This is a genomic window from Pirellulales bacterium, assembly GCA_036490175.1.
Lineage (GTDB): Bacteria > Planctomycetota > Planctomycetia > Pirellulales > JACPPG01 > JACPPG01.
The window spans coordinates 1-22,812 of sequence record DASXEJ010000332.1 but is presented as its reverse complement, the minus strand read 5'-3'; the positions used below and the strand labels follow the sequence as shown (position 1 = coordinate 22,812).

15 protein-coding genes are annotated in these 22,812 nt (G+C 61.1%); 10 read left to right on the top strand and 5 right to left on the bottom strand.

Annotated elements, in window-relative coordinates; translation table 11 throughout:
• Positions 1 to 29: 29 nt before the first annotated feature.
• On the bottom strand, positions 30 to 1,037 hold the full coding sequence (locus VGG64_25055; GenBank protein HEY1602898.1) for a methyltransferase: 1,008 nt from the start codon (positions 1,035 to 1,037) through the stop codon (positions 30 to 32).
• A gap of 241 nt (positions 1,038 to 1,278) precedes the next feature.
• Between VGG64_25055 and VGG64_25050 the strand changes: the two genes are divergently transcribed.
• Together VGG64_25050 and VGG64_25045 are read left to right on the top strand one after the other, a co-directional pair.
• Positions 1,279 to 2,925, top strand: coding sequence for an alkaline phosphatase (locus VGG64_25050; protein HEY1602897.1), 1,647 nt, complete (start codon positions 1,279 to 1,281; stop codon positions 2,923 to 2,925).
• Positions 2,926 to 3,195: 270 nt separating this feature from the next.
• Entirely contained in the window at positions 3,196 to 3,522 is a 327-nt protein-coding gene (locus VGG64_25045; GenBank protein ID HEY1602896.1) for an RNA-binding protein, read from the top strand.
• Between the two features lie 449 nt (positions 3,523 to 3,971).
• On the opposite strand, the gene VGG64_25040 is transcribed toward VGG64_25045, so the two are convergent.
• Complete coding sequence (locus VGG64_25040) at positions 3,972 to 4,250, bottom strand: hypothetical protein (protein ID HEY1602895.1); 279 nt, start codon at positions 4,248 to 4,250, stop codon at positions 3,972 to 3,974.
• A 266-nt stretch (positions 4,251 to 4,516) separates the two neighbouring features.
• Here VGG64_25040 and VGG64_25035 point away from each other — a divergent pair, with 266 nt between their 5' ends.
• Positions 4,517 to 4,918, top strand: coding sequence for a hypothetical protein (locus tag VGG64_25035; GenBank protein ID HEY1602894.1), 402 nt, complete (start codon positions 4,517 to 4,519; stop codon positions 4,916 to 4,918).
• A 699-nt stretch (positions 4,919 to 5,617) separates the two neighbouring features.
• Positions 5,618 to 8,629: a PVC-type heme-binding CxxCH protein gene (locus VGG64_25030; GenBank protein ID HEY1602893.1), complete on the top strand. Its 3,012-nt coding sequence runs from the start codon at positions 5,618 to 5,620 to the stop codon at positions 8,627 to 8,629.
• A 36-nt stretch (positions 8,630 to 8,665) separates the two neighbouring features.
• Here VGG64_25030 and VGG64_25025 read toward each other — a convergent pair whose 3' ends face one another.
• On the bottom strand, positions 8,666 to 9,346 hold the full coding sequence (locus tag VGG64_25025) for a zinc metallopeptidase (GenBank protein ID HEY1602892.1): 681 nt from the start codon (positions 9,344 to 9,346) through the stop codon (positions 8,666 to 8,668).
• A gap of 394 nt (positions 9,347 to 9,740) precedes the next feature.
• Here VGG64_25025 and VGG64_25020 point away from each other — a divergent pair, with 394 nt between their 5' ends.
• Positions 9,741 to 10,904, top strand: a complete 1,164-nt coding sequence (locus VGG64_25020; GenBank protein HEY1602891.1) for a hypothetical protein — start codon at positions 9,741 to 9,743, stop codon at positions 10,902 to 10,904.
• 356 nt (positions 10,905 to 11,260) lie between these two features.
• Here the strand turns inward: VGG64_25020 and VGG64_25015 are convergent, their stop codons facing one another.
• Both VGG64_25015 and VGG64_25010 read right to left on the bottom strand, forming a co-directional pair.
• A complete protein-coding gene (locus VGG64_25015) occupies positions 11,261 to 11,464 on the bottom strand; it encodes a hypothetical protein (protein HEY1602890.1) in 204 nt (67 codons plus the stop codon).
• A gap of 223 nt (positions 11,465 to 11,687) precedes the next feature.
• Positions 11,688 to 12,182, bottom strand: a complete 495-nt coding sequence (locus tag VGG64_25010) for an NIPSNAP family protein (protein HEY1602889.1) — start codon at positions 12,180 to 12,182, stop codon at positions 11,688 to 11,690.
• A gap of 402 nt (positions 12,183 to 12,584) precedes the next feature.
• Between VGG64_25010 and VGG64_25005 the strand changes: the two genes are divergently transcribed.
• The 5 genes from VGG64_25005 (at position 12,585) to VGG64_24985 (ending at position 22,499) form a co-directional block, all read left to right on the top strand.
• The gene (locus VGG64_25005; protein HEY1602888.1) at positions 12,585 to 14,027 is read left to right on the top strand and encodes a DUF1501 domain-containing protein; all 1,443 of its coding nucleotides are present in this window, start codon (positions 12,585 to 12,587) and stop codon (positions 14,025 to 14,027) included.
• 265 nt (positions 14,028 to 14,292) lie between these two features.
• Entirely contained in the window at positions 14,293 to 16,632 is a 2,340-nt protein-coding gene (locus tag VGG64_25000) for a pre-peptidase C-terminal domain-containing protein (GenBank protein ID HEY1602887.1), read from the top strand.
• 135 nt (positions 16,633 to 16,767) lie between these two features.
• Complete coding sequence (locus VGG64_24995) at positions 16,768 to 19,260, top strand: DUF1553 domain-containing protein (GenBank protein ID HEY1602886.1); 2,493 nt, start codon at positions 16,768 to 16,770, stop codon at positions 19,258 to 19,260.
• A gap of 86 nt (positions 19,261 to 19,346) precedes the next feature.
• Complete coding sequence (locus VGG64_24990; protein ID HEY1602885.1) at positions 19,347 to 20,774, top strand: c-type cytochrome domain-containing protein; 1,428 nt, start codon at positions 19,347 to 19,349, stop codon at positions 20,772 to 20,774.
• Positions 20,775 to 21,344: 570 nt separating this feature from the next.
• Complete coding sequence (locus VGG64_24985) at positions 21,345 to 22,499, top strand: hypothetical protein (GenBank protein HEY1602884.1); 1,155 nt, start codon at positions 21,345 to 21,347, stop codon at positions 22,497 to 22,499.
• The last annotated feature ends 313 nt before the right edge of the window (positions 22,500 to 22,812 follow it).

Genomic DNA, 22,812 nt, shown 5'->3' with positions numbered 1-22,812 from the left:
CACCCGGCTCGCGAAACGTTCGCTCACGGCTAGACTGGCCGTGCCTCGATGACGCGAACGTCAGCCGACGTCGGGACGACACGCTCTAACCGCAATCCTGCGGCCGCGAGCAACTCACGGTATTGCACCTCGGTGCGCTCCATGCCCCCCGGCAAAACCATCATCGCCAGGTCGAGCATCTTGCCTACCGCTGGTTCGTTGCCCGGCAGAATGACGCTTTCCACGACAAGCAGCTTTGCGCCTTCATGCATGGCGCGCCGGCAATTATGCAGAATCTGTGTCGCCTGCTCGTCATACCAGTCGTGAATGATATGCCGCAGCAAGTAGACATCGCCTCCCGTGGGAATATCTGTAAAGAAACTGCCGCCCACGCTACGTTGGCGCGCGGCGAGTCCGGCCTTTTGGAAATGAGGCGCGGCGGCCTCGACCACATGCGGCAAGTCGAAGAGCACTCCCTGCATAGAAGGATAGCGGTTCAGCACCGCGATCAATGTCTTGCCGTTGCCACCACCAACGTCGACGAACGTGCTGGTACCTGTCAGGTCATACGCGTCGAGCATCGCGGCACTCTCGCGTCCATGCACGCTTGTCATAGCCGCGTCAAAGATTCGAGCTTTTTCTGGATGCTCACCGAGAAACTCGAACAGCGGTTTCCCATAGGCCTTTTGAAAAGCACAACCTCCAGTCTGGACGCTATACAGCAAGTCTCCCCAGGCGTGAAAAGGCTCCTCGCCGATCATCATCGCCAATGCCCATTGCGAATCCTCGTGATCCTTCTGGAGGCACTCGGCCAGTGGCGTGAGGTGGAACTTTTCCTGGCCGTCTTCATGAAAGACTCCCAGGCTCGACAATGTTCTCAGCAGTCGATAAAGCGACGGGGCATGGGTGGCGGTGCGAACGGCCAATTCGTCCGCCGTGAGCGGCTGGCCGGCCAACAAATCGGCAAGGCCCAGACGGGCTGCCACATACAGGGATTGGGTGAGCAAGTGGCCATTTAGCATCTGCGCGATCGTGCGGGCCGGTGAGACTTGTTCCACGAGCTGGGATCCTCCGTCAAGAAAAACAGTTAACCAAATAGCGATGATGTGATCATTCTTCCGCGTCAGCCCAAGCCAAACAAGTCACTCGCCGCTGGCGCCAGGAACGTAACGAAGTCGCAAGCCAAGAACAGATACCCGTGGCGGCCGTCGGTCGGGTGGTTACACTAGGAAGGAAGATTTCGGAAGCCTGCCCCGCAATTTCTCCGCTTACTTCGTCCCGCCGCGTAGAGCCGTCATCATGATGCTGTCTTGGCCGATTCCACCATCGTTCTACTCCGCGTTTTTACTTTCCACATTCCTGTTTTGTACGCCAGTCGGGGCCGATCATCTCAGAGAATTACAAACCAAGGCCATCTCAGAAGGTACTGTCGCTTGGGGCTATTGGGGGCCTGACCCAGCCAAATACGCGGGCTGGACAAACCATTCCAATCGCCTGATTCCCGCATACACATTCGGCATCGACCTATCCGCATTTTGCGGTGAACGAACCATCTATCGCGATGCGGCCCGCTTGGCCGAACTCTATGGGCGAGTCCCGGCTGACACGCTCGATCCGCAAGCCGTCTATTTCGACCAGACCGATATCGCCCGCCTACAGCGGGCCGCGGTAGCCGCCGGCAAGAAAAATGTCATCCTGATCGTGTTCGATGGCATGGACTGGCAAACGACTCGGGCGGCAGCCATCTACAATTCCGGCAAAGTCGGCTACCGCGAGGGGCGCGGGACGGGGCTCGATTTTCTCGATTATCGGGGCGTGTCAACCGATTTTGGGTATTTCGTCTCGTCGCCCTATAGTGCCGAACTAACTGTCGACATTAATGCGCAAACGGTGCTCGTCGGCGATGACAGATTGATGGGTGGCTACTGCGCGCGCCACGGCGGCCTGAGTCCTTGGACCGCGGGGGATGATCCTGGTTACCTGATTGCCAAAATGCGCGAATGCCAGCACGCGGTAACGGACTCAGCCGCATCGGCCACCAGCCTGTGCGCTGGCATCAAAACGTACAACGATTCGGTCAACGTCGATCCCCAGGGACGACAGGTCCGTACGGTCGCACATGAGTTGCAAGAAAAGGGCATGGCCATCGGCGTCGTTACAAGCGTACCAATCAGTCACGCGACTCCGGCTTGCGCTTACGCGCACAATGTATGGCGCGACGATTTCCAGGACTTAACCCGTGACTTGCTAGGCATTCCTTCGATCGCGCATCGCACGCAGCCGCTCGCTGGTGTTGATGTCTTGTTGGGCGCCGGCTGGGGCGTAAGCGTGGAAGCCGACAGTAAGCAAGGCGCAAATTTCGTCCCTGGCAACAAATACATTACCGACAAGGACCTCGAGCGAATTGACGCCAGTCGCGGGGGTCACTACGTCGTCGTGCAACGCCAGACGGGCGTAAACGGGCCTCGAGCGCTTCGCGAAGCCGCGGCAGCCGCAGCCAGCCAAAAGCGCCGCCTTTTTGGCTTCTTTGGCGCTGCGACGGCCCATCTCCCCTTCGCTACCGCCGATGGCGGTTATGACCCCGCAATCGGAGTAAAGCGGCTGGCCGAAGCCTACACGCGCGCGGATCTCGATGAGAACCCGACTTTGGCCGACATGTCGCAGGCAGCGCTTGACGTGCTCTCGACGAATAAAGCCGGATTCTGGTTGATGATCGAGTCCGGCGACGTGGACTGGGCCAATCACGACGACAACATTGACAACTCGATCGGCGCGGTCCTCAGCGGCGACGCTGCCTTTCGCACGGTGATCGCCTGGATCGAAGCTCATAAAAGCTGGGATAACACTGCGGTAATCCTCACGGCTGATCACGGCCACTACCTGAATTTGGTCGACCCGGCGGCACTCATTTCTCCTGCTCCGACGAGCCCGTCTGGAAACCCCTGACACCTGTGCCCGTCTCGTCCTCGGATTCGGCATTCAAGTGGCCAAAGGGACTCGGCATTTTTCCGCTGGACGTATTCCCTTGCTCGCTTTCCTGCTATACTTTCGCTTCGGTTGGTTCGTCGAGAGTGGGGTACGGGACGCCGAGTCGTGCTGATCTGTCCTCCGTGACCTCGATCACCATTCCCACGTTTGGGCCGAGCGAGGCCCCTTGAGTCAAATGACCCGCAACGCCAAGAACGGGTCGGAACGCCCTCGCACAGGAGATGAATGGTGGGCAAGAAGTTGTATGTAGGGAATCTCCCCTATAACACCAGCAGCTCGGATCTCGAGCAAATGTTTTCGCAGTATGGCCAAGTGCAAAGCGCACAAGTCATTGAGGATCGCGAAACGGGCCGCAGCAAAGGTTTCGGATTCGTCGAGATGGGCTCTGACAAAGATGCTCAAGCCGCGATTTCCGCGCTCAACGGCCAGGACCACGGTGGTCGCCCTCTGACGGTGAACGAGGCGAAGCCTCGCGAAGACCGTGGCGGCGGTGGCGGTGGTGGTGGCGGCTACGGTCGAGGCGGCGGTGGCGGCGGCCGTGGCGGTCGCTACTAGTCGTCGGACGCGTGTGCCTGTTGATTGTGGGACGTAGCAAGATGAGCACCAGCTCGCAATGACTCCAATCGACGGCCTGCGTTCGTAGCGAAGTATTTGCAATTCTGTCACGTACAATGACCGCGCAAGGCATGCGCGATCGTGTGTGTGTCTGCATCAACGTTGGCCGCACCGTCGGTGCGATGCCGTCGCTTGTTGACGCCAGCTCATCGCTGATGCGGCTGGCTTGAGCCCACAAACGCCAGTGGTGCAATCTCTTCGAGGGACTGACTACCCGCGTCCTGCACGACGCCTGCGTCGGGCGGCGCTGTAGGATCTGGTATCTTTCCTTCTCTCCGACAGATCCGCGCACCTCTGTCGCCGGATCATGAACCTTCATTCTGGGGACAAATTTGACCGAGCAATTCCCATAGATTATATGGCATATTGTTCGATCGTTTTGCCTAAAATTAGGTGGCTTTTTTCCCTCGCCGCCGCCGCCCTTCGCTAGTCGGTCGTGACGGCGGCTCGGACAACCCCCTTCCGCGACGCGCTCCCCTTTCACGTAGTGAGTGCTGCTCCATCCGGACGATTCCGTCACTGGCCCACAACTCAAGATTATTGAGCCACTCCTGGGCCTTGTTGCCGTGCAATTGAAAGTCGTTTAACGACATTTCTCGGGCAGAATTTGCCATTTTCCGAACCGCCGCCGCCACGTCAAGCAGCCTCAGCGCCAGTTCGTCGAGCATTGCGGGGGGAAACGGCGTAAGGGTCATACGTGGCTCTATTCTGTTCCGCAGGGGTAAGAATCACTCTTGCTATCGTAGCGATCCATTGTGGGCGGTGTCGAGCGCTTAACATCTAAAAGAGTTACATAAATACGCAAAAAAATGTCTAAAACTTTGTTTGAAAATAGGCCACCTTTCCGCATACGATGGCCCGCGTCCTGGTTGGGGAGGCGTCGCATGGGGTGGCGCGGACCAGGACAGATTTCTTCTCGGCCTCGTCTTCCACCATGTCTCGTCAATTCGGCATCCAGCCCGCGTATCGCCGGTTCATCCCAAGCAACTCACTCCCACGGTGGCAGTTGGTAGCCCACGCGGCCGACGATTCCACACCGTCGCAGGACCATCCTGAGGACGATTTGGACGACGACGATGTCCCGCCACCGGAGCACGACAATCCGCATTGGTGGGAGGAGTTTGGCACCGATTTTGACGACAACGAACCCCTGCCGGAGCCCGGCGACTTTTGGGCGGATGAGGACGTTGAAGACGGCTGTTCGGCCGGTGAGAAATCGTGGCTATTTGCCTCCCCATACGCTGGTTCGCTCAACGTGGGCGTGACCGATTTTAACACCCTTTTCCAGTCCACTTCGTCACGAACCCGGGGAAGACCTTTAGCACTAGGAATATAGGACGGACCGATGATTCCTCAATCACTTGTCGAAGAAGTTAGACGTCTGCTAACTCAGCCAGGCGTGTCGCAACGAAGAATCGCAATCTTGACCGGAGTTAGCCGGGCTTCAGTCGGCGCCATTGCCGCCGGTCGCCGGCCAGACTATCCGGTCCGCTGCAACCCAGACGATTCCTTCGAGGACATCCCGCGAGGGCCCGCAGAGCGCTGCCACACGTGCGGCGGCATGGTTTATATGCCATGCCGACTCTGCCGCGTGCGCACGATCAAGTCGAAGGAGCGCGATCAAGCACGTCTGCGTGCTACAAGCGGCACGTGGAGTTTGGCCCGCCCGCGGTCGTAGGAAACTCTTTGTCGCGGCGCTGGAGGGGATTCGGGTGCCGCTTTGTTTTGCCTTCGCGGATGCGACTATTGCCGCTGATCCGTCGCCGGCAATAACCGACAGGCGTGCCTGCGCTCCCTTGCCGCACCGTTTAAGAAAACTGCCTGCAACTGCCAATTTCTTGGTTTATACTGCGCGGAAGCTCAGGATCGCGTTCCGGGCTGATTTCGCTGCCGCGTCCAACCGTTTGCCCCCACGCGGTGGCGGGTCGGCGGATTATGTGTTTGAATAGCTCCACCTGACAAGCGTCACCCCTCCTGCTCCTGGCCCGGTTCCCACAGCCGATTGGCCGCATCCCTCTGTCAGGATGATCTTTCCATGTTATGTGCTCCGATGTCACACGCCACGACGCGGCTCCGTTGGTTCGGTCGAACCCTTGAGTGCGCCGCAGCAGTTGTTGCACTGCTATTTGGCGGTAACCAAGCGGCGCGTGGCGACGGACTTTCTCCGGTAGCGGCACTGGCACAATTCCATGTCGCACCCGGCTTTAGCGTGCAACTTTTTGCCAGCGAGCCTGAGATCCGGCAGCCCGTCGCCATGAGTTTCGACGGCCGCGGGCGCATGTGGGTTATCCAGTACCTGCAATACCCGACTCCCGCCGGGCTAACTGCCGTCCAGGTGGATCAGTTTTTGCGGACAAAATACGACCGAGTGCCGGAGCCCCCTCCGCGCGGACCGCGAGGAGCCGATCGCATCACGATTCTCACAGACGTCGATGGTGACGGCCAAGCTGACAGGACCCACGACTTCGTCGACGGTCTGAACCTAACGACCGGTCTGGCGATTGGACATGGCGGGGTGTTCGTCCTGCAAGCCCCGTACTTGCTTTTCTATCCAGACCGAGACGGCAACGACGCGCCCGATGGCGATCCAGAGGTGCTGTTGACTGGTTTTGGCCTGGAAGACGCGCACGCGCTGGCCAACAGTCTGCAATGGGGTCCGGACGGCTGGTTGTATGGAGCCCAAGGGAGCACGGTGACGGCTCATATTCGTGGCATCACTTTTCAACAAGGGATCTGGCGGTACCATCCTCGGACCCACGCCTTCGAACTTTTCGCCGAAGGCGGCGGCAATACGTGGGGAGCCGACTTCGACCGCCACGGCAACATGATCGCGGGCACCAACTGGGGCGATCGAGCGATGCTCCATCAAGTGCAAGGAGCGTATTACGTCAAAGGGTTCGCCAAGCACGGCGAGTTGCAAAATCCGCACGCTTACGGCTATTTCGACCATGTACCGTACACCGGTTTTAAAGGAGGGCACGTCACCATTGGTGGTGTGGTCTATCAAGGGGGCGCGTTCCCCGAGGCCTTGCGGGACCAGTATCTGGCTGCCAATGTTCTTTCCAACGCAATTTATTGGCACTCCATCGAGCGGCGCGGTTCGAGCTTCGTGAATCGTTTCGGTGGCGATTTGCTGACGACCGAAGACCAATCATTCCGCCCCGTCGATTCCACCGTAGGGCCTGACGGTAGCCTCTTTATTGCCGACTGGTACGACAAGCGCGCCAATCATGTCGATCCAAAGGATGATTGGGATCGCTCGAACGGACGCATCTACAAACTCGTCGCTGACGGAACGAAGGCCGCTGCCGGATTGGACTTGGCAAAGCTGTCCAGCCAGCAACTCGTCGAGTTGCTTTCCCATCGCAATGCCTGGTATGCACGCGAGGCGCGGCTGCTGCTGGCCGAGCGGCAAGATGCTGCGGTTTGGCCGCTGTTGCGCAAGCAGGCCTTGCAGTGCGAAGATGCGCCGCTCGCCTTGCAATCATTATGGGCCCTCTACGCGAGTGGCGGATTCGATGAGGCGATTGCCAGCGAGTTGCTCGCTCACCCAGCGGAAGACTTGCGCACCTGGACCGTCCGGTTGCTCGGTGACGACAAACGCGTTTCGCAGCCGCTGGCTACGCAACTGATCGCAATTGCCCGCAACGACGACAGTTCTATAGTACGCAGCCAATTAGCATGTACTGCCAAGCGACTACCGGCCGAGCAGGGGTTACCGGTCACCGCGGCATTACTAGCACACGACGAAGACGTCAACGACCCCCATATCCCGCTCCTGCTGTGGTGGTCGGTCGAAGATAAGGCTGTTTCTGATCGTGACCGCGTGCTGGGCTTGTTCGCCACCAGCGATGCCTGGACACATCCGCTCACCCGTACAGTTATCCTGCAGCGTTTGGCGCGTCGATATGCCGCTGGCGGCACAGCCGAGGATTTTGCCGCCGGTGCACGATTAATGGCAGCGGCTCCCGGTAAACCAGAACGCGATTTGCTTATCGCAGGTATGGAGAAGGGGCTCGAAGGTCGCCGGCTGGAGGCGGTTCCTCAACAGCTAGCGGCGGTTGTCCGCGATCTGCAGATCGAGCACGAAACAAACCCGTCGGCGCTTCGTTTTGCAATTCGTGTTGGTAGCGAAGAGGCGCTTGGCCGGGCGTTGGTCGTGTTGGCCGATCGCAACGTGCCCACGGCCGACCGGCTGTCGTTGATCGAGATTGTCGGACAAGCAGCACTGCCGCAGGCTATCGATCCATTGCTCAAGCTGCTTGATGACGCAGAGCCGGCGGCGATTCAATCGGCAGCGCTAGCGGCATTGGAACGATTCTCTGACCCGCGTATTGCGCGACTCGTGCTCGCGCAGTTGCCCAAATTCCCGGCCGACGCACGCGTGCGGGCGCAGACACTTCTTGCTGGCCGCGCCGCCTGGGCCATGGAATTGCTGGAAAGCGTAGACAGGGGCGAACTCAAGCCTGAAGAAATCTCGGCCGCTCAGTTGCGGCAGATCGCCCTCTTCAAGGAATCACGGCTCGCCGAGCTCATGACCAAACACTGGGGGCAGGTGGCCGAGGCAACCCCGGCCGAAAAACGCGCCAGGATCCACGGCATTAGCGTGTCGATGAACCTTACGTCGGGCGATCCGCTGCGCGGCAAGCCACTGTTCGCAAAACATTGCGGCGTCTGTCACACGCTCTTCGGCGAGGGGAACAAGGTCGGCCCAGACCTGACGGGGGCCGAGCGCAAGAATCGCGATTTCCTGCTTACCAGCATCGTCGACCCAAGCGCCGTCATTCGCAAGGAATTCTTCAACTACGTCGTGCAAACAAAAGATGGGCGGGTGCTGACCGGCTTGATCGTGGAAAGCTCGCCGCCTGTGGTGACGATCCTCGACGCGAAGAACCAGCGCACGACTCTGACCCAGGACGAGATCGAGGCCACCGAGCGCGCCAATCAGTCCCTCATGCCTGAGAAGATTCTCGACGAACTCGATGCCGACCAGGTACGCGACTTGATGAAGTACCTACAGAGCGACTCGCCCGCCGCGGCCCCCTAGCGGCGCGCCTGGCAATGAATGGCCGGCGGCGCCGTGCTAGTCGCGGCTGCCGCTGGAACGACTGATCAGGTACAGCAGCGTCAGGACCGACTGCAATGTCGCCGCGACGTAGGTCCAGGCAGCCGCGTTCAGGACGCGATTCACATAGACCATCTGGTCCCGGTCGGCGATGCCCAACGCCACCAATTGTTCCTTGGCGCGATTGCTGGCATCGAATTCGACTGGCAAGTTCACGACCTGAAAGAACACCACGCCAGCGAACAGTATGATGCCGGCGGTGATCAACATCGGCAAATGTGCGAACATGCCGATAAAAAACAGCACGAAGCTAAAGCCGCTGCCAAAGTTCGCCACCGGCACTGCCGCGTTGCGAATCGTCAGCGGTGCATAATGACGGGCATCCTGGATCGCATGTCCTGCTTCGTGGGCTGCAATGCCGACGGCCGCCAGCGACCGGCTCTGGTACACGTCCTGGCTCAGTCGCAGCACTTTCTGCCGCGGGTCGTAATGGTCGCTCAGCTGGCCCGGGATCTGTTCGATTTGCACGTCTTGCAAACCGGCCGAGTCCAGCACATGGCGGGCCGCCGCCGCGCCGCTCAACGGAGCCGGCTGCTGCTGTGCCTGGGCATAGGCCGAATGCACCCGCATCTGGGCCCACATGGCCAGTAAGATCGCCGGCGCCAAATACATCAAATAGTGAATATCAAAAAAGAACATCGCCGTATCACTCCGTTTCCTTGGCCCTGCCAAAATGCTCACATCGAGCTACGCAGGTCCAGAAGTCATTCGTTGAAGATTTGTGGTTGTTGGAGGGAGATTCTACTCCCTTATTCTACGGAGCGTGACCCCAACGGGTTGCCGGGCGACCACGGATCGCTGTATCCCATTGCTTGTCATGCACTTCTGTTGGCTCGGGTTCCCCCGTCCGGGAAGGTCCGGGCAGGCGCCAGCGCGACAAAAACCGCCGGTCGATTGGCTTCGGTTGCTTCTGCATGCTATGTTTCCCGCGGCGAGATATTGCCACCCTCTAGGGCATCGGATCGCCCTCCCCCCGCGTGGAAGGACCCACCCAACCGCAGCCTCCCCCCTGCGCTGCAAGCGAGCACTCACCATGCCCTCCCTTCCCGCGTCGCAAGGTTCCGGTCTGTCGCGTGGTCGCCTGATCTGTGCGCTGTTGGCGATTGGTTCCTTGGTTCCGCTCAGCGGTTGCGGCGAGAACGATATGCCGCGTGCACGGGCTTCGACCGCTCAGAAGCAAACCTTGGCGACCGAAGGGGACGCCCACCGCGATCGTATCGATAGTGCCGTAGCGCTGACCGCACGACGCCACCTGGTGGCCGAAAGCAACGCCGCCTGGCAGGTGGTACACGGCATCCTGGCTTTTGGTCCTGATTTGCAACTCGAGATCCAGGGCAAGCCGACGTCGGCGCTCGCCTATTTGCAACAAGGGGGTCGGCTGTCGGGCTGGAATCTGATTCCGGGGGACAAGGGGCTCGAGGCACCTCTCGAATCCGGTAGCAAGACTGGCCAAGGGCACGAGGATCAGTGGCTCGGCTATTTGTCCCTCATCGGTCTGCCAGATACCACGCCCATCAAGGTCGGCGGCAAGACCTATACGATTCACGATCTGGTCACGCAGGCCCAATGGGATATCTACGACGGCATGGAGGCCACCTGGTCGCTGATGGGTTTTACGGCCTACCTGCCGCTCGACGCGCAATGGAAATCCAAGAACGGTAGCGACTGGACCATCGAGCGGGTCGTCGGGATGGAAGCCAACGCCGACCTGCGCCGCAGTGCCTGCGGCGGCATGCACCGGCTGACCGCTCTGACCGTGGCCTTGCAGCGTTACCAAAAAGCCAATCCCGGCAAGGAACTGACAGGCGGCTGGAAGGCGGCCTACGACAAAGTCTATGGCGAACCTTCGGGCGCCATTGCCATCATGCGAGCCTATCAACAGCCCGACGGATCGTTCTCGTCCGACTATTTCAATGGGCCGCGATCCACGGGCGATATCGGTCAACGCATCGGCACGACTGGCCACACGCTCGAATTCCTGGCGATCGCCGTGCCAGACAACGAGTTGACCGCCCCCTGGCTCGTCGAAGCCGTCTCGTATTTGTGCGAAATGCTGGAAGACACCAAAGAGTACGAGCTGGAATGCGGCGGGCTGTACCATGCGGCACGCGGGTTGAAGATCTACCGCGAGCGCCGCTTTGGACCGCCCCCGGTGTCGGCCACGGGCAAGCCGGCCGGCATCGGCCCCTCTTTGTAGGGCCGCATGCTCTCGACCGGATGTGGGCGGCCACGCCTCTCGCTGATTCAAAAGCCCGATCATGCACAGGCTTCTCACTTGATCCCGCTTCGTGTGGGGCGAATACCCCAAAAAATTGACCCTGTCGACGGGCGAATTATTCAATTTATGGAATTATTCACCGATCAAAAAAACGACGTCCTTGACGTTGACGTTCGCAGATTTCCCGGGAGATAAGGGGGTTTCTGTCCAATTCTGTCCGCGCGAAGGTCAGGGGCGGGTCTGCGGTCATGCGACGAATTCTATCGCAAACCCACGACGGCCTCTGGCCGAGAAATCAGCCGCGGCAGCACCCCTCGGAATTGAAGGCCCGTCGCTTAGCGATCGACCTGCGCCGTCCGGCCTCGCGGACTCCAATAGGCCACGCGCACGATCGCGTCCGCCATGGAAACCACTACGATGCCGGCAGCAGCATAGAGGACGCCGACGATCGGATTAAGGAATATTGCCGCCAGACCAGAAAAAGTCATCAAGATCCCAAACGCGCGAACGATGACGCCAAGCAATTCCTGAGGTGTCATGGCAATGCCCTCTTGTTCATGGGTTGGGAAACTACGACCGACGCGCGTTGTGTTTGGGGCTTGATCCACAGACTCGTTACGTAGCTTATCCAGCCCGAGTGCCGTCGCAAGCAAAAGATAATGCGCGAGCATGCTGATGCGCGAGAGTGCGCAGCCTGCCATGTTCCGCAGCCCGCGGCTGACAACTGCTGATGGCCGATCGCGATACCGACTAGCGCCTCAACTACTTGATGGGCGAGTAGTCGGTCGGCTTGAGGAACTGCGAGATGACCTTGCCCACGAGCGCGCCGTTCTTGTGCGACTCCTTGTAGGCGGCTTGCCATTCGGGGTCGGCCATGAAGGCCTTCCACGAGGCTTCGCGAGCCTCGCGGCTGGGATACGCCAGGATGTAGACCAGGGTGTTGGCGGCTTCGGGTGTCAGCTCGCCCTTGGCGTCGGGCTCGGGGGTCCAGTAGCCGACCAGCGTCATGCCGTGCTTCTGAAACAAGCGGTTCGTGTGATCACGAAAGCGCTTGTGCAGGTCGGCCAGCTTCCCCTCGTTGGCAATGTAGGTCCGCATCTCGAAGAATCGCTCGCCCGACGGCGCCGAGGCCGAAGCCGTGGTGTCGTCCGCGGTGGCGGGCTTGGGGGGCTGGTTGATCAAGATCGAAACCACGAGCCCGGCCAGCAGCGTCAAGATTGTTATAACCGTGGGCCGCTTGAAGGTGCGAACGATCATCGAGGTCTCTCCTGAAATCGGCAGGGTCTGGCTGAAGCGCTTAGGTAGTCTGTGCCGCATTATCGGTGCTGACGGCCCGGGTGCAACCGGGTGGGGTCGGCCCCGGGTCCCCCGCCATTTAGAAGAGTAGTTCAATTCTGGGTGCCGCGACTGACGTGAACGGCGGTGCGGTTCGCCAAGCGAGCCCGGGATTGGCACGCCCGCGTCGGATTAAGAAGGTTTCCCGGGCGACCGACTGGACGTCCGTTGCAACACATGGTCCGTCGCGCCGGCCGGGGCCGGGAAAGCTGTTGTGTCGGTTTGTAACAGACTGCTACAATCAATCAACGCGCTTGGATGGATTGCTCCGTCGCTGCGGCGATCGAGGTCTGCCGGGCGTCCCGCCACCTTCGACCCACCGCCATGCCTTCCCCGAAACCATCCACCGCACGCGTTCACGGCTGCGCTGAATTTCTTCAGGCGCGGCAGTTGGGACGCCGGCGCATTTTGCAAGCCGGGTGCCTGAGCGCCCTGGGAATAGGGCTCGATTCGTTGTGGGCACGCCAGGCTATGGCGGCGTCGCCAGGCGCCGCGGCATTAGCAGGCTTCGGACGAGCCAAGGCCTGCATCTTTATGTTCATGTGGGGCGGACCGAGCCAGCTCGATACGTTCGATCCCAAGCCCGACGCGCCTGCCGAAATCCGCGGCTCGTTCCGACCGATTTCCACCAGCGTGCCCGGCGTACAGATCAGTGAGCATTTTCAGCGCGTTGCCAGGCTCGCGGATCGGCTGGCGATCGTGCGGTCTTTGTCGCACAGCGATCCGGCGCATCTGTCGAGTGGCCACACGGCACTGACCGGCCACTTGGCGCCGGTGATCAACAGTGATGCTGAGCCACCTAGCAATCGTGATACCCCGCACGTCGGTTCGGTGGTCGCCCGCATGCGCGCAACGTCCACCGGGCAGCCTGCCGATCGCGCGGTTCCACCGTTTGTGACTTTGCCGTGGCTGGCCATGCACCCGGCGGCTCCGGGCGGTAGGGCCCCCGGACAGAATGGCGGCTGGCTCGGCTCGCGTTACGATCCGATGCTGTTGAGTGGCGACCCCAATGCCACGGACTGGCGCGTTACCGAACTGGCGCTACACGACGACATCAACCTGCCTCGTCTGGAGAGCCGGCAATCGCTGTTGTCGCTGATCGACCAGCAGCGCCATATCGCCGAGAGGGCGGCCGATGCCGGAACCGATAGTTTCAAGCAACAGGCGCTCGGGTTGTTGGGCTCGCCAGCGGCCCGGCAAGCGTTTGATCTTTCGGCCGAGCCCGCCGCGGTTCGCGACGCCTACGGCCGCAACATTCACGGGCAGTCGGTATTGCTGGCGCGACGGTTGGTCGAGCACGGCGTGTCGTTGGTCTCGATCAATTGGCACAACGACGGCCGGAACTTCTGGGACACACACGGCAATAACTTCAACCGCTTGAAGGACGACCTGATACCGCCGGCCGACCAGGCGTTGGCCGCCCTGCTCTCGGATCTGGAACAACGGGGCCTGCTGGACGAGACGATCGTAGCCTGGGTCGGCGAGTTCGGACGCAAGCCGCAGATCGCCAACGGCAGTGCTGGGCGGGACCATTGGCCGCGCTGCTACAGCGGACTGCTGGCCGGCGGCGGCATACACGGGGGCGCGGTCTACGGCGCCAGCGACGTTCACGCGGCGTACCCGGCCGAGCTTCCCACCACTCCGCAGGACTACGCGGCCACGATCTATCACGCCTTGGGGATCGACCCGGCGATGCAGCTGGCGGATCGCTTTGGACGCCCACTATCGATCTGCCAGGGGCGCGCTCTCTTACCCCTCTTCACATAGACGCATAAATACAGGTAATTGTTTGACAACCCCCGGCGCGGCGGTTTAAGGTCATGGGAAGTGAGGGTGCCGCGAGGGGGAAAAAAAGCGCCTTCCGACCACGACCAGCAATCCTACCGCGACGACGAATTTGGTGCCGTAGTTTTAATGCGTGCAACGCATTGGGCTGACCACGGTGCGAACGAACCCGCCTGAATTGTCCTGCCGTGCTGACCTGCGATCGCCCTGACAGTGCGATCACATTAGGCCCTAGTTGGTTTCTCACATGAGCGCGTTTCGATCCATCGCGAGCGTAGTGCGTGCGCGACTGCTGGCAGTCGTTGCGCTGGCATTTGTTGCCATTTCCTGGGGCGTGATGGGGACCCGGGCGATTGCTCAATCTCCTTCGATCAGCCACACGATCCCGGCCGCTTTGATCTCGGGGCAACCGACTGACGTGGTCTTCTACGGCGGAGGATTGGCAGCGCCGACGGGCGTGTGGTGGAGCATGCCCACCGAAGCAGCTTTGACCCCGGCCTTGGAAAAGAATGGCACCGAAGCCGGCCAGGTCAGCTATCGGGTTACTGTTCCCCCGACGGTGCCTGTCGGCATTTACGGGCTGCGGCTGGCCACCGGCCAAGGAATCTCGAACGTGCGATTGGTAATGGTCGACGACCTGCCGAGCGCTTTGGACAACAGCAGCAATAAAACCATCGCCACGGCGCAGGAACTCGCACTGCCCAGCGCGGTCGACGGCGCGTGCGAGGCCGAAAGCTTCGACTACTACAAGTTCCAAGGCGTGGCTGGGCAGCGGGTGACGGCCGAGGTCGTGGCCCGACGTTTGGGCTATCCGTTGGACCCAGTCCTGCGGCTATTGGACGCGAGCGGGCGCGAGCTGGCGTATAGCGACGATGCCCCCGGCATTGGGGCCGACTGCCGGTTGGCTTACACGCTGCCAGCGGCGGGAACCTATTACTTCGAGCTGCGCGACATCCGGTACCAAGGGGGCGGAACGCACCGCTATCGGTTGCGATTGGGGAACTTCCCGCTGTCGGTGACTGCATACCCGTTGGGCGGACGACGCGGGAGCGGAGCCAAGGTCGAACTGGCCGGATATTCGACCGAGGAGCTGCCCTCGTTCACCGTGCCGATACCGAGTGATGGTTCGGCCGATCGATTGGCCATTGCCGCACGGTTTCCGCGCGGACAAGGCTCGGCGATGGTCAACCTGGCCACCGATGGATTGACCGAGCAGATCGAGTTTGAACCGAACGACACACCCGAGACCGCGGCGCCGCTGGTTTTGCCATCAGCGCTGAATGGCCGTTTCGACGTGCCGAAGGACCGCGACTATTACCAGTTCGAGGCCAAGCAGGGTCAGCGTTGGATCTTCACCGGCAAGACACGCAGCCTCGGTTCGCCGAGCGACTTGTACCTGCGGATGCTCAAGGCCGACGGCGGCCAGGTGGCCGAAGCCGAGGACACCGCCGGGGATGAAGGCGTGCTGGATTTCACCGCCCCGGCCGATGGCGTATATCGACTGCTGGTCGAAGACCTGCTGCGGCGCGGCGGACCTGAGTATGTCTATCGCATCGAGGCGGAGCCTTATCGGGCTGGGTTTGCCTTGGCCGTAGAAGCCGAAAAGCTCGAAGCGCCCAAGGCGGGCGTGTTCGTGGCTAAGGTGACCTGTGCCCGGCGCGACTACAACGGCCCCATCACTCTCTCTGTGCAAGGCGCCCCGGAGGGGCTGACCTTGGCCGGTAACACGATTGCCGAAGGGGGCAAAGATACGGTGTTGCGGGTAACGTTGCCGGCGTCGCTCGAGCCGGGGTTGTGCGCCAATATCCGCATCGCCGGCCAGGCGAAGATCGGCGAGGCCGATTTCCGCACCGTGGCCTCGACGCTCGTTCCGCTGAAGGCGGCCTTCAACGGTTGGGCCTATCCACCTGCGAATTTGGACGGCTTGATCGGGCTGGGGGTTGGTCCGGTGTTTGCCGAATTCTTTCAGATCTCGGCCCCGGCTACGACGGTGCCGCTGCCGCAAATTGTCGCCACCAATAGTTTCAAGGTGGCGGCCAACCGATTGAACAAGTTCGACGACAAGATCGACCTGGCCGTCGAGGGGCTTCCGCCCGGCGTGACGGCCAAGGCCGCGGCGATCGAAAAAGGGAAGCCTGACGCCACGATCGAACTATCGGGTCCGCTGGCGATGGCCGAGGGAGACTATCCGTTCCGCGTGACCGCGGCGGCAACGTTCCAAAATCAGCCGCAGCGGGCCGCGATCGAGAACCTGGTGCTACGCGTGGTAAAGCCGATTCAGCTGGCAGCTACTCCCGCCGGCCCGTTAGCCGCGGGAGGAAAGCAGACGATCGGCGTGAAGCTGACCCGTTTTGGCGACGCCAATGGCCCGGTCACGATTCGCTTTCGCTCGCTGCCACCAGGCATAACGGGTCCGGCCGAAGTGACGGTGCCGGAAGGACAAAACGACGTGGCGTTGGAACTCGCAGCCGCGGCCGACGCCTACGCCGGCAAAGCAGCGCTCGCGCTAACGGCCACGACCAAAGTCAAAGATCGTGCGATCAGCTTGGAGAGTGATCCGGTGACACTGGAGATCACCCGGCCGTAAGGGCACGCTACGGGCGCCAACGCCCCTTTGGGTGGCGACGCGTGCGAATGTCGAACATTTGAAGAACAGAAAGTCGTCGCGCGGGGAACTCTTGCTCGGCAAGGTGACCCGCAGCAGCAAAGCGAAGGAGATGCGATGCGGCACATAAACAAGCTCTCGATCCAGGCGATGCGTTGCGCGGCGCTGGTGGCTGTAGTGCTGGCGTGTACTCGCGGCGCCGTGGCCGAACCACAGGCTGGCGACGTGCAGCTCGCCCCGATCGTGGTGGGCACGCCCGAACGGATCGAAGTGCAGCCGGCCTCGATTCAGTTGCTGACGCCGCAGCGCCGGATGCACATCCTGGTCAGTGGCTTTTATGCCGGCGGAGAAGTCCAAGATCTGACCCGGGCCGCGCAATTCGCCTCGAACAATGAGCAGGTCGTCCGTGTCGAGCAAGGCGTGGCTGTGCCGGTGGGCGACGGCAAAGCCGAGATCGCGGTCACCGTCGGTGGCCAGACGGCCAAAGTCGCCGTCGAGGTGAGCAACTTCGGCAAGCCGGAGAACGTGTCCTTTCAATATGGCACGCTGGTCGCACTCTCGAAGCAAGGCTGCAACATGGGAGCCTGCCACGGTTCCCCCAGCGGCAAGGGGGGCTTCCGCCTGTCGTTGCGGGCCTACGATCCGGTCGTCGATACCGAGACCCTGGTACGCGAGGCTTTCAATCGCCGTACCAACGTCTACGAACCAGACTCCAGCTTGCTGTTGCGCAAGCCGCTAATGGAGATCGCGCACGGCGGCGGTCGCCGCTTGAAGAAGACTGACCCCAGCTACGAGTTGCTGCACGATTGGATCGCGCAGGGTTGCCAGGCCGATCCGGCCGACGCACCCCAATGTGTCAAAGTCGAGGTCTATCCGCGGCAGCGAGTGCTGCGCCGTCCGGCGCACACACAGCAAATGCTGGTGCTCGCTAACTTCTCGGACGGCAGCGTGCGCGACATTACCAACATCGCCTGCTATTCCAGCTCGGACGAGAGTGTGGCCACGGTCGACAACAACGGCCTGGTCGTGGGACTGGATCGTGGCGAGAGCGCGATCCTGGTGCGGTACCTGGAAAAAATGGAAACCGCCTCGCTCGTGTTCCTGAAAGACATCGAAGGGTTCAAGTGGAACGATCCGGCCGAGAACAACTTCGTCGATCACGATGTGTTCGAGAAGTTGCGGCAATTGCAGATTTTGCCCTCGGAAGTGTGCAACGACGAAGAATTCGTGCGACGCGTTTATCTGGACGTGATCGGCGAGTTGCCCAGCGTGGCCGAGGCACAAGCCTATCTAGCCGACCAGTCGGCCGACAAGCGGGCCAAGCTGGTCGACGCCCTGCTTGAACGGCCCGAGTATGCGGACTTCTGGGCGATGAAATGGGCCGACCTGCTGCGGCTGCGCGGCAACAAGGTCACGCCGTCGGGCGTACACAAGTTCCATCGCTGGTTGGTGGCGGCCCTGCGTGACAACATGCCGGCCGACAAGTTTGCCCAGACGCTGCTGCTGGCCGATGGCAGCACGTATGCCAATCCGGCGGCCAATTTCTTTCGCACGGCGGCCGACACCAACGATTGCACCGAGACGACGTCGCAGTTGTTCTTGGGCATTCGCATTCAGTGCGCCAAGTGCCACAACCATCCGTTCGAGCGCTGGACGCAAGACAACTATTACGGCATTGGCGCCTTCTTCAATCGCATTCAGAAGAAGCCGGGCATGACGGCCGAAGAGCAAATAGTGTGGGTTTCGCGCAGCGGCGAAGTGACCCAGCCGCGCACTGGCAAACAGATGAAGCCCTGGCTCCCCCTGAAGGGGGACGCCGACGTGCCGGGTGATGAAGATCGCCGCGAGTCCTTCGCACGCTGGCTGACGGCGCCGGACAATCCGTTCTTTGCCAAGGTGGAAGTCAACCGCATGTGGGGCCACTTGCTGGGGCGTGGCGTGGTCGAGCCGGTGGACGATTTCCGCGATTCGAATCCGCCGTCGAGCGCGGCGCTGTTGGATCATCTGGCCAAGGATTTTGTGCAGCACGGATTCGATCGCAAGCACACCATGCGGACGATCCTCAACAGCCGCACGTATCAGCTCAGCTCGCGCAAGAATGATTTCAACCGGATGGACACCAAGTATTTTTCGCACGCCACCACGCGCCTGCTGAGTGCCGAGCAGTTGCTCGACGCGATCTGCCGGGTGACCGGCGTGGCCGAAAAATTCGCCGGCTTGCCGGAGGGGACCCGGGCCACGCAGCTGCCCAGCCCAGACGTGGATAACTACTTCCTAAAGGTCTTTGGCCAGCCAGCCCGCGAGACGGCCTGCCAGTGCGAGCGTTCCAGCGATTCGAATCTGTCGCAGGCATTGCAGATGATCAACGGCCCGCTGGTGCACTCCAAGGTTCGCGACGAGAAGAACCGGTTGCGCACGCTCGTTACCGGTGGCAAGAGCGACAACGACGTGGTGGGCGAGCTGTATTTGGCCGCGCTCTCGCGTCCGCCGAGCGAGGCCGAGTTAGGAGCCGCCAGCAAGCATATCACCGCCAGCGGAGACCGTATGCGCGGGCTAGAGGATGTCTGCTGGGCGCTGCTGAACGCCAACGAGTTCTTGTTTCAACACTAATAGGGGCGGCAGGCGGTTATTTCCAGCCGGGACGCAATTCGGATTTTGCCCCGGCCGCCGCGGTGCATAGGCGAGAGGTTCGACGTATGCTTACGAGCGGTTTTTCCCATCTGCCGGCCGGCTGTCTAGCAATTCTTGGCGCAATTTTGTGCGGCACGTTGCTGTGTAACGCCGTGCAGGCCGACGAACCCGCGCCGGCTGCGGCGCCGGTGGTGTTCTCGAAGGACGTGGCGTCGGTCCTGGTGCAAAAGTGCCTGGCCTGCCACGGAGCGGCCGACCCCAAAGGTGACTACCAGCTGACGACGTTTGAATCGTTGCTCAAGCCGGGGGCCAGCACCTCGGCCGCGGTCACGCCCGGCAAGGCCGACGAGAGCGAGCTGTTGCGGTTGATCTCTTCGACCGACAAGGACGAACGAATGCCCAAGGACGGCGACCCGCTGTCGCCTGAACAAATCGCGACGATCAAGCGCTGGATCGAAGAAGGGGCAAAATTCGACGCCCCCGACCCGAAGGCACCCCTGGCATCGATCGTTCCGCGGCTGCCTCATCCGGACGCTCCGGAGAGCTATCGTGTCGCGGTTCCGGTGACGGCGCTGGCCTTTAGCCCCAACGGCCAGGAGTTGGCCGCCAGCGGCTATAACGAGATCACAATCTGGAATCCCACGAATGGCTCCCTCGTGCGGCGCATCAAGAACGTGCCGCAGCGGGTGTTGGGATTGGCCTACAACCCGGACGGCACATTGCTAGCGGCCGCGGGCGGCACGCCCGGCCAATCGGGCGAAGTCACGCTGTACGACCCGGCCCAAGGGACCGTGGTGCGCAACCTGGGATCGATGCCGGATGTGGCCTGGGGCGTGGCGTTCAACCCGGCCGGCAATCGGTTGGCAGCCTGCGGAGCCGACCGCTCGATCCGCCTGTACGACGTCGCCAGCGGCAAAGAAGAACGGGTGATCGAGGACCATGCCGACTGGGTAATGGCAATTGCCTGGAATCACGACGGCACCCGAATCGCCTCGGCCAGCCGCGACAAAACGTCCAAAATGTTCGACGCCGCAACCGGCGAGTCGTTGGTCACCTATCCTGGGCATGGCGAACAAGTGTTTGGCGTGGCCTTCAACGCCGATTCAACCCAGGTGCTATCGACTGGGCGTGACAAAAAGGTACACGTGTGGAAACCGGCCGACGCGGCCAAGATCGGCGAGATCGCCGGCTTTGGACAGGAAGTCTATGATATCGTCGTCCAGGCGGGTCAGATCTTTTGCTGTTCGGCCGACAAGACGGCCCGGCAATTCGAAGCGGCCGAGCGCAAGCCGGTCCGCAACTACGAGGGGCATGCCGACTGGGTCTATTCGATGGCCTATCACGACGGCTCAAAACGGCTGGCGACCGGTAGCTTCGATGGCGAGGTGCGCGTCTGGAACACCGCCGACGGTGCCCTCGTAACCTCGTTCAGGGCAGCGCCCGGGCTTGCCGCGCCCGCCCCACCCGCCGCGGCCCAGGCCGCCGCAAAGTAATCGGCACACTCTCGTGCGTTGCCCAAGGGGCATGCCATCGCGCCCGCGCCATGTGACGCTATGCCGGGCTGCGGCAACTAAATCTGCGTTCCGGTCGCGCGTGCAACTTCGTGAAAGATTGCACGAGCCAAATGCTCGTGAATAACCGCACGAGCACTTCCGCTGGCGACTGGCTGCAAAAAGCGCAACTGTGGTCTATGCACCGACCGCCGCGCTAAATAGTGTGGAAAGAGGCAAGCGCGTTCGCGCCATTCTTATCTCGGAACTCCGTTAAAGTCTTCAACTTGTCACGCGGCTGCCGGTTTGTGCTGCGCGCTACGGCATTGCGTTTGCGTAATACGTCTGCCGACTCGTTTGTTCAAAAAACATCATCTGTCGAAACTCAGCAGACGTCACGAAAACAAAAACAGTTTGCCCCTTGGAGAGGGGGCATTTAGTTCCTATCGCAGTAGCGCGAAGGCAAATGATTGTCCAAGCGCCGAAGAGAAACCGAGGCGTCCTATGTTCTGCCGGGTAACTGATCATTGCTACGCATCCTCACGAGCCGTTCGTCCGCAGTCGCGGCAGGGAATGCTGCTGGTTCGTGAGATCGGATTTGTAATTCTGCTCATTGTGGGTGACGCCGCTTGGCTACCAGAAATCGCGCAGGCAGAAGACGCGGTGCGCAAGTCCGCTGTGACAAATCAAAATGCCGCGCGGCCCAGCCGATCGGCCGGCTCAATGGAACTGGGAATTCACTACAGCGACCCCGGTGCTCCCGCCCGGTTCCACAAGCGCACGACTAACTTGCTAACGCTGGCCGATTGCTTGGATGACTTCGACTGCCGGATGTCGAGCCAGGTGCTGGCCTGCGGGCGTTCCTCGAAACTTTCCGTCAAGGGACCGTTTCGCGATGTGCTGCTCGAAGTGCCCGTCCAAGGTCAGGCTCATGTTGATGGCGTTCTGCAAATCGCGCCCGTGGCCAACGCCGATCGCGGAGCGCTCGAGATGCGCATCGAAGGAACGGCCCGCATGATCGGCTCTGGAAGCACGCACGGCGTGCGGCTCGATAGTGACGCCACCACGCGATTCGTTATCACCAAACAACTGTTCCTAGATCATACGGGCATGACCACTCAAGGGGCCAAATGCCGGGCGACGACGACGCTTGTCAGCAAGGGAGTCTCGGCCCAGCAACCGCGCCTGATCGGCCGCTTGACGGAACGAATTGCGCGGCGACGCGTGCAAGAAAGTCAGCAAGCGGCCGAAGCCGAGTGTTCGGCTCACGTGGCGGCGGCCATGCAAGTGGCCGTCGATCGCGAGGTCGAAGCGTTGGCCCAAGCCATGAACCACGCGCTTGCCGAACATCTGGCGGCTGCCACCGACGAGCAACGGGCACGGTGGCACAAGGTTCGTTTTCACAGCGAAGCGGACTGCCTGTGCGTCTCGCGGGGTCGAGACACCTTGGAACATTATGCCGAGTACCAGGTCACGGCGATTAAACCGCCCCCGGCCCTCGTATTACGATTGCCACGCGAGCCGCTGAACGTGAATCGACTGTTGGCGGGCATGCACCTGCTGCGTCCGGCTGAGAGCGGTGCCCTTGCGACCACGGCCAAGAACGGGCAAAACGCCTTGGCCTTGCACCCGTCGGTCAGTTGGCAGGAAAAGACCGTCACCGTGTCACTGCATTACGGGGCGACAGCGCGCTTGGCGCAAGAATCGTCCATTGGTTTCTCGCAATAGCCGCACCGAGCGTGCGAACCACGAACGGTGGACGGTTACCATCTTCTCCCAAGGGGGGAGGGGTGCTGTGCGGTTGACCCCTCTCCCGACCCCCTCCCCGTCAGGGAGGGGGATTTTGAGTAGCGAAGGCGTGCGTTCGCGCTCAATCCGTGTGCGTGACGGCGACCACGTAGTCCTGGCCTTCCCAGCGTAATGTGTCTGGCCAGTAGAACGTGAAGTGAATTGGCGATTTTTGATCCGCCCGCACGGCAATATCCACATAACTATGGCCGATCGAGGTGGGTGTGGAATCCGTATCTTTGCAATTCTGCCA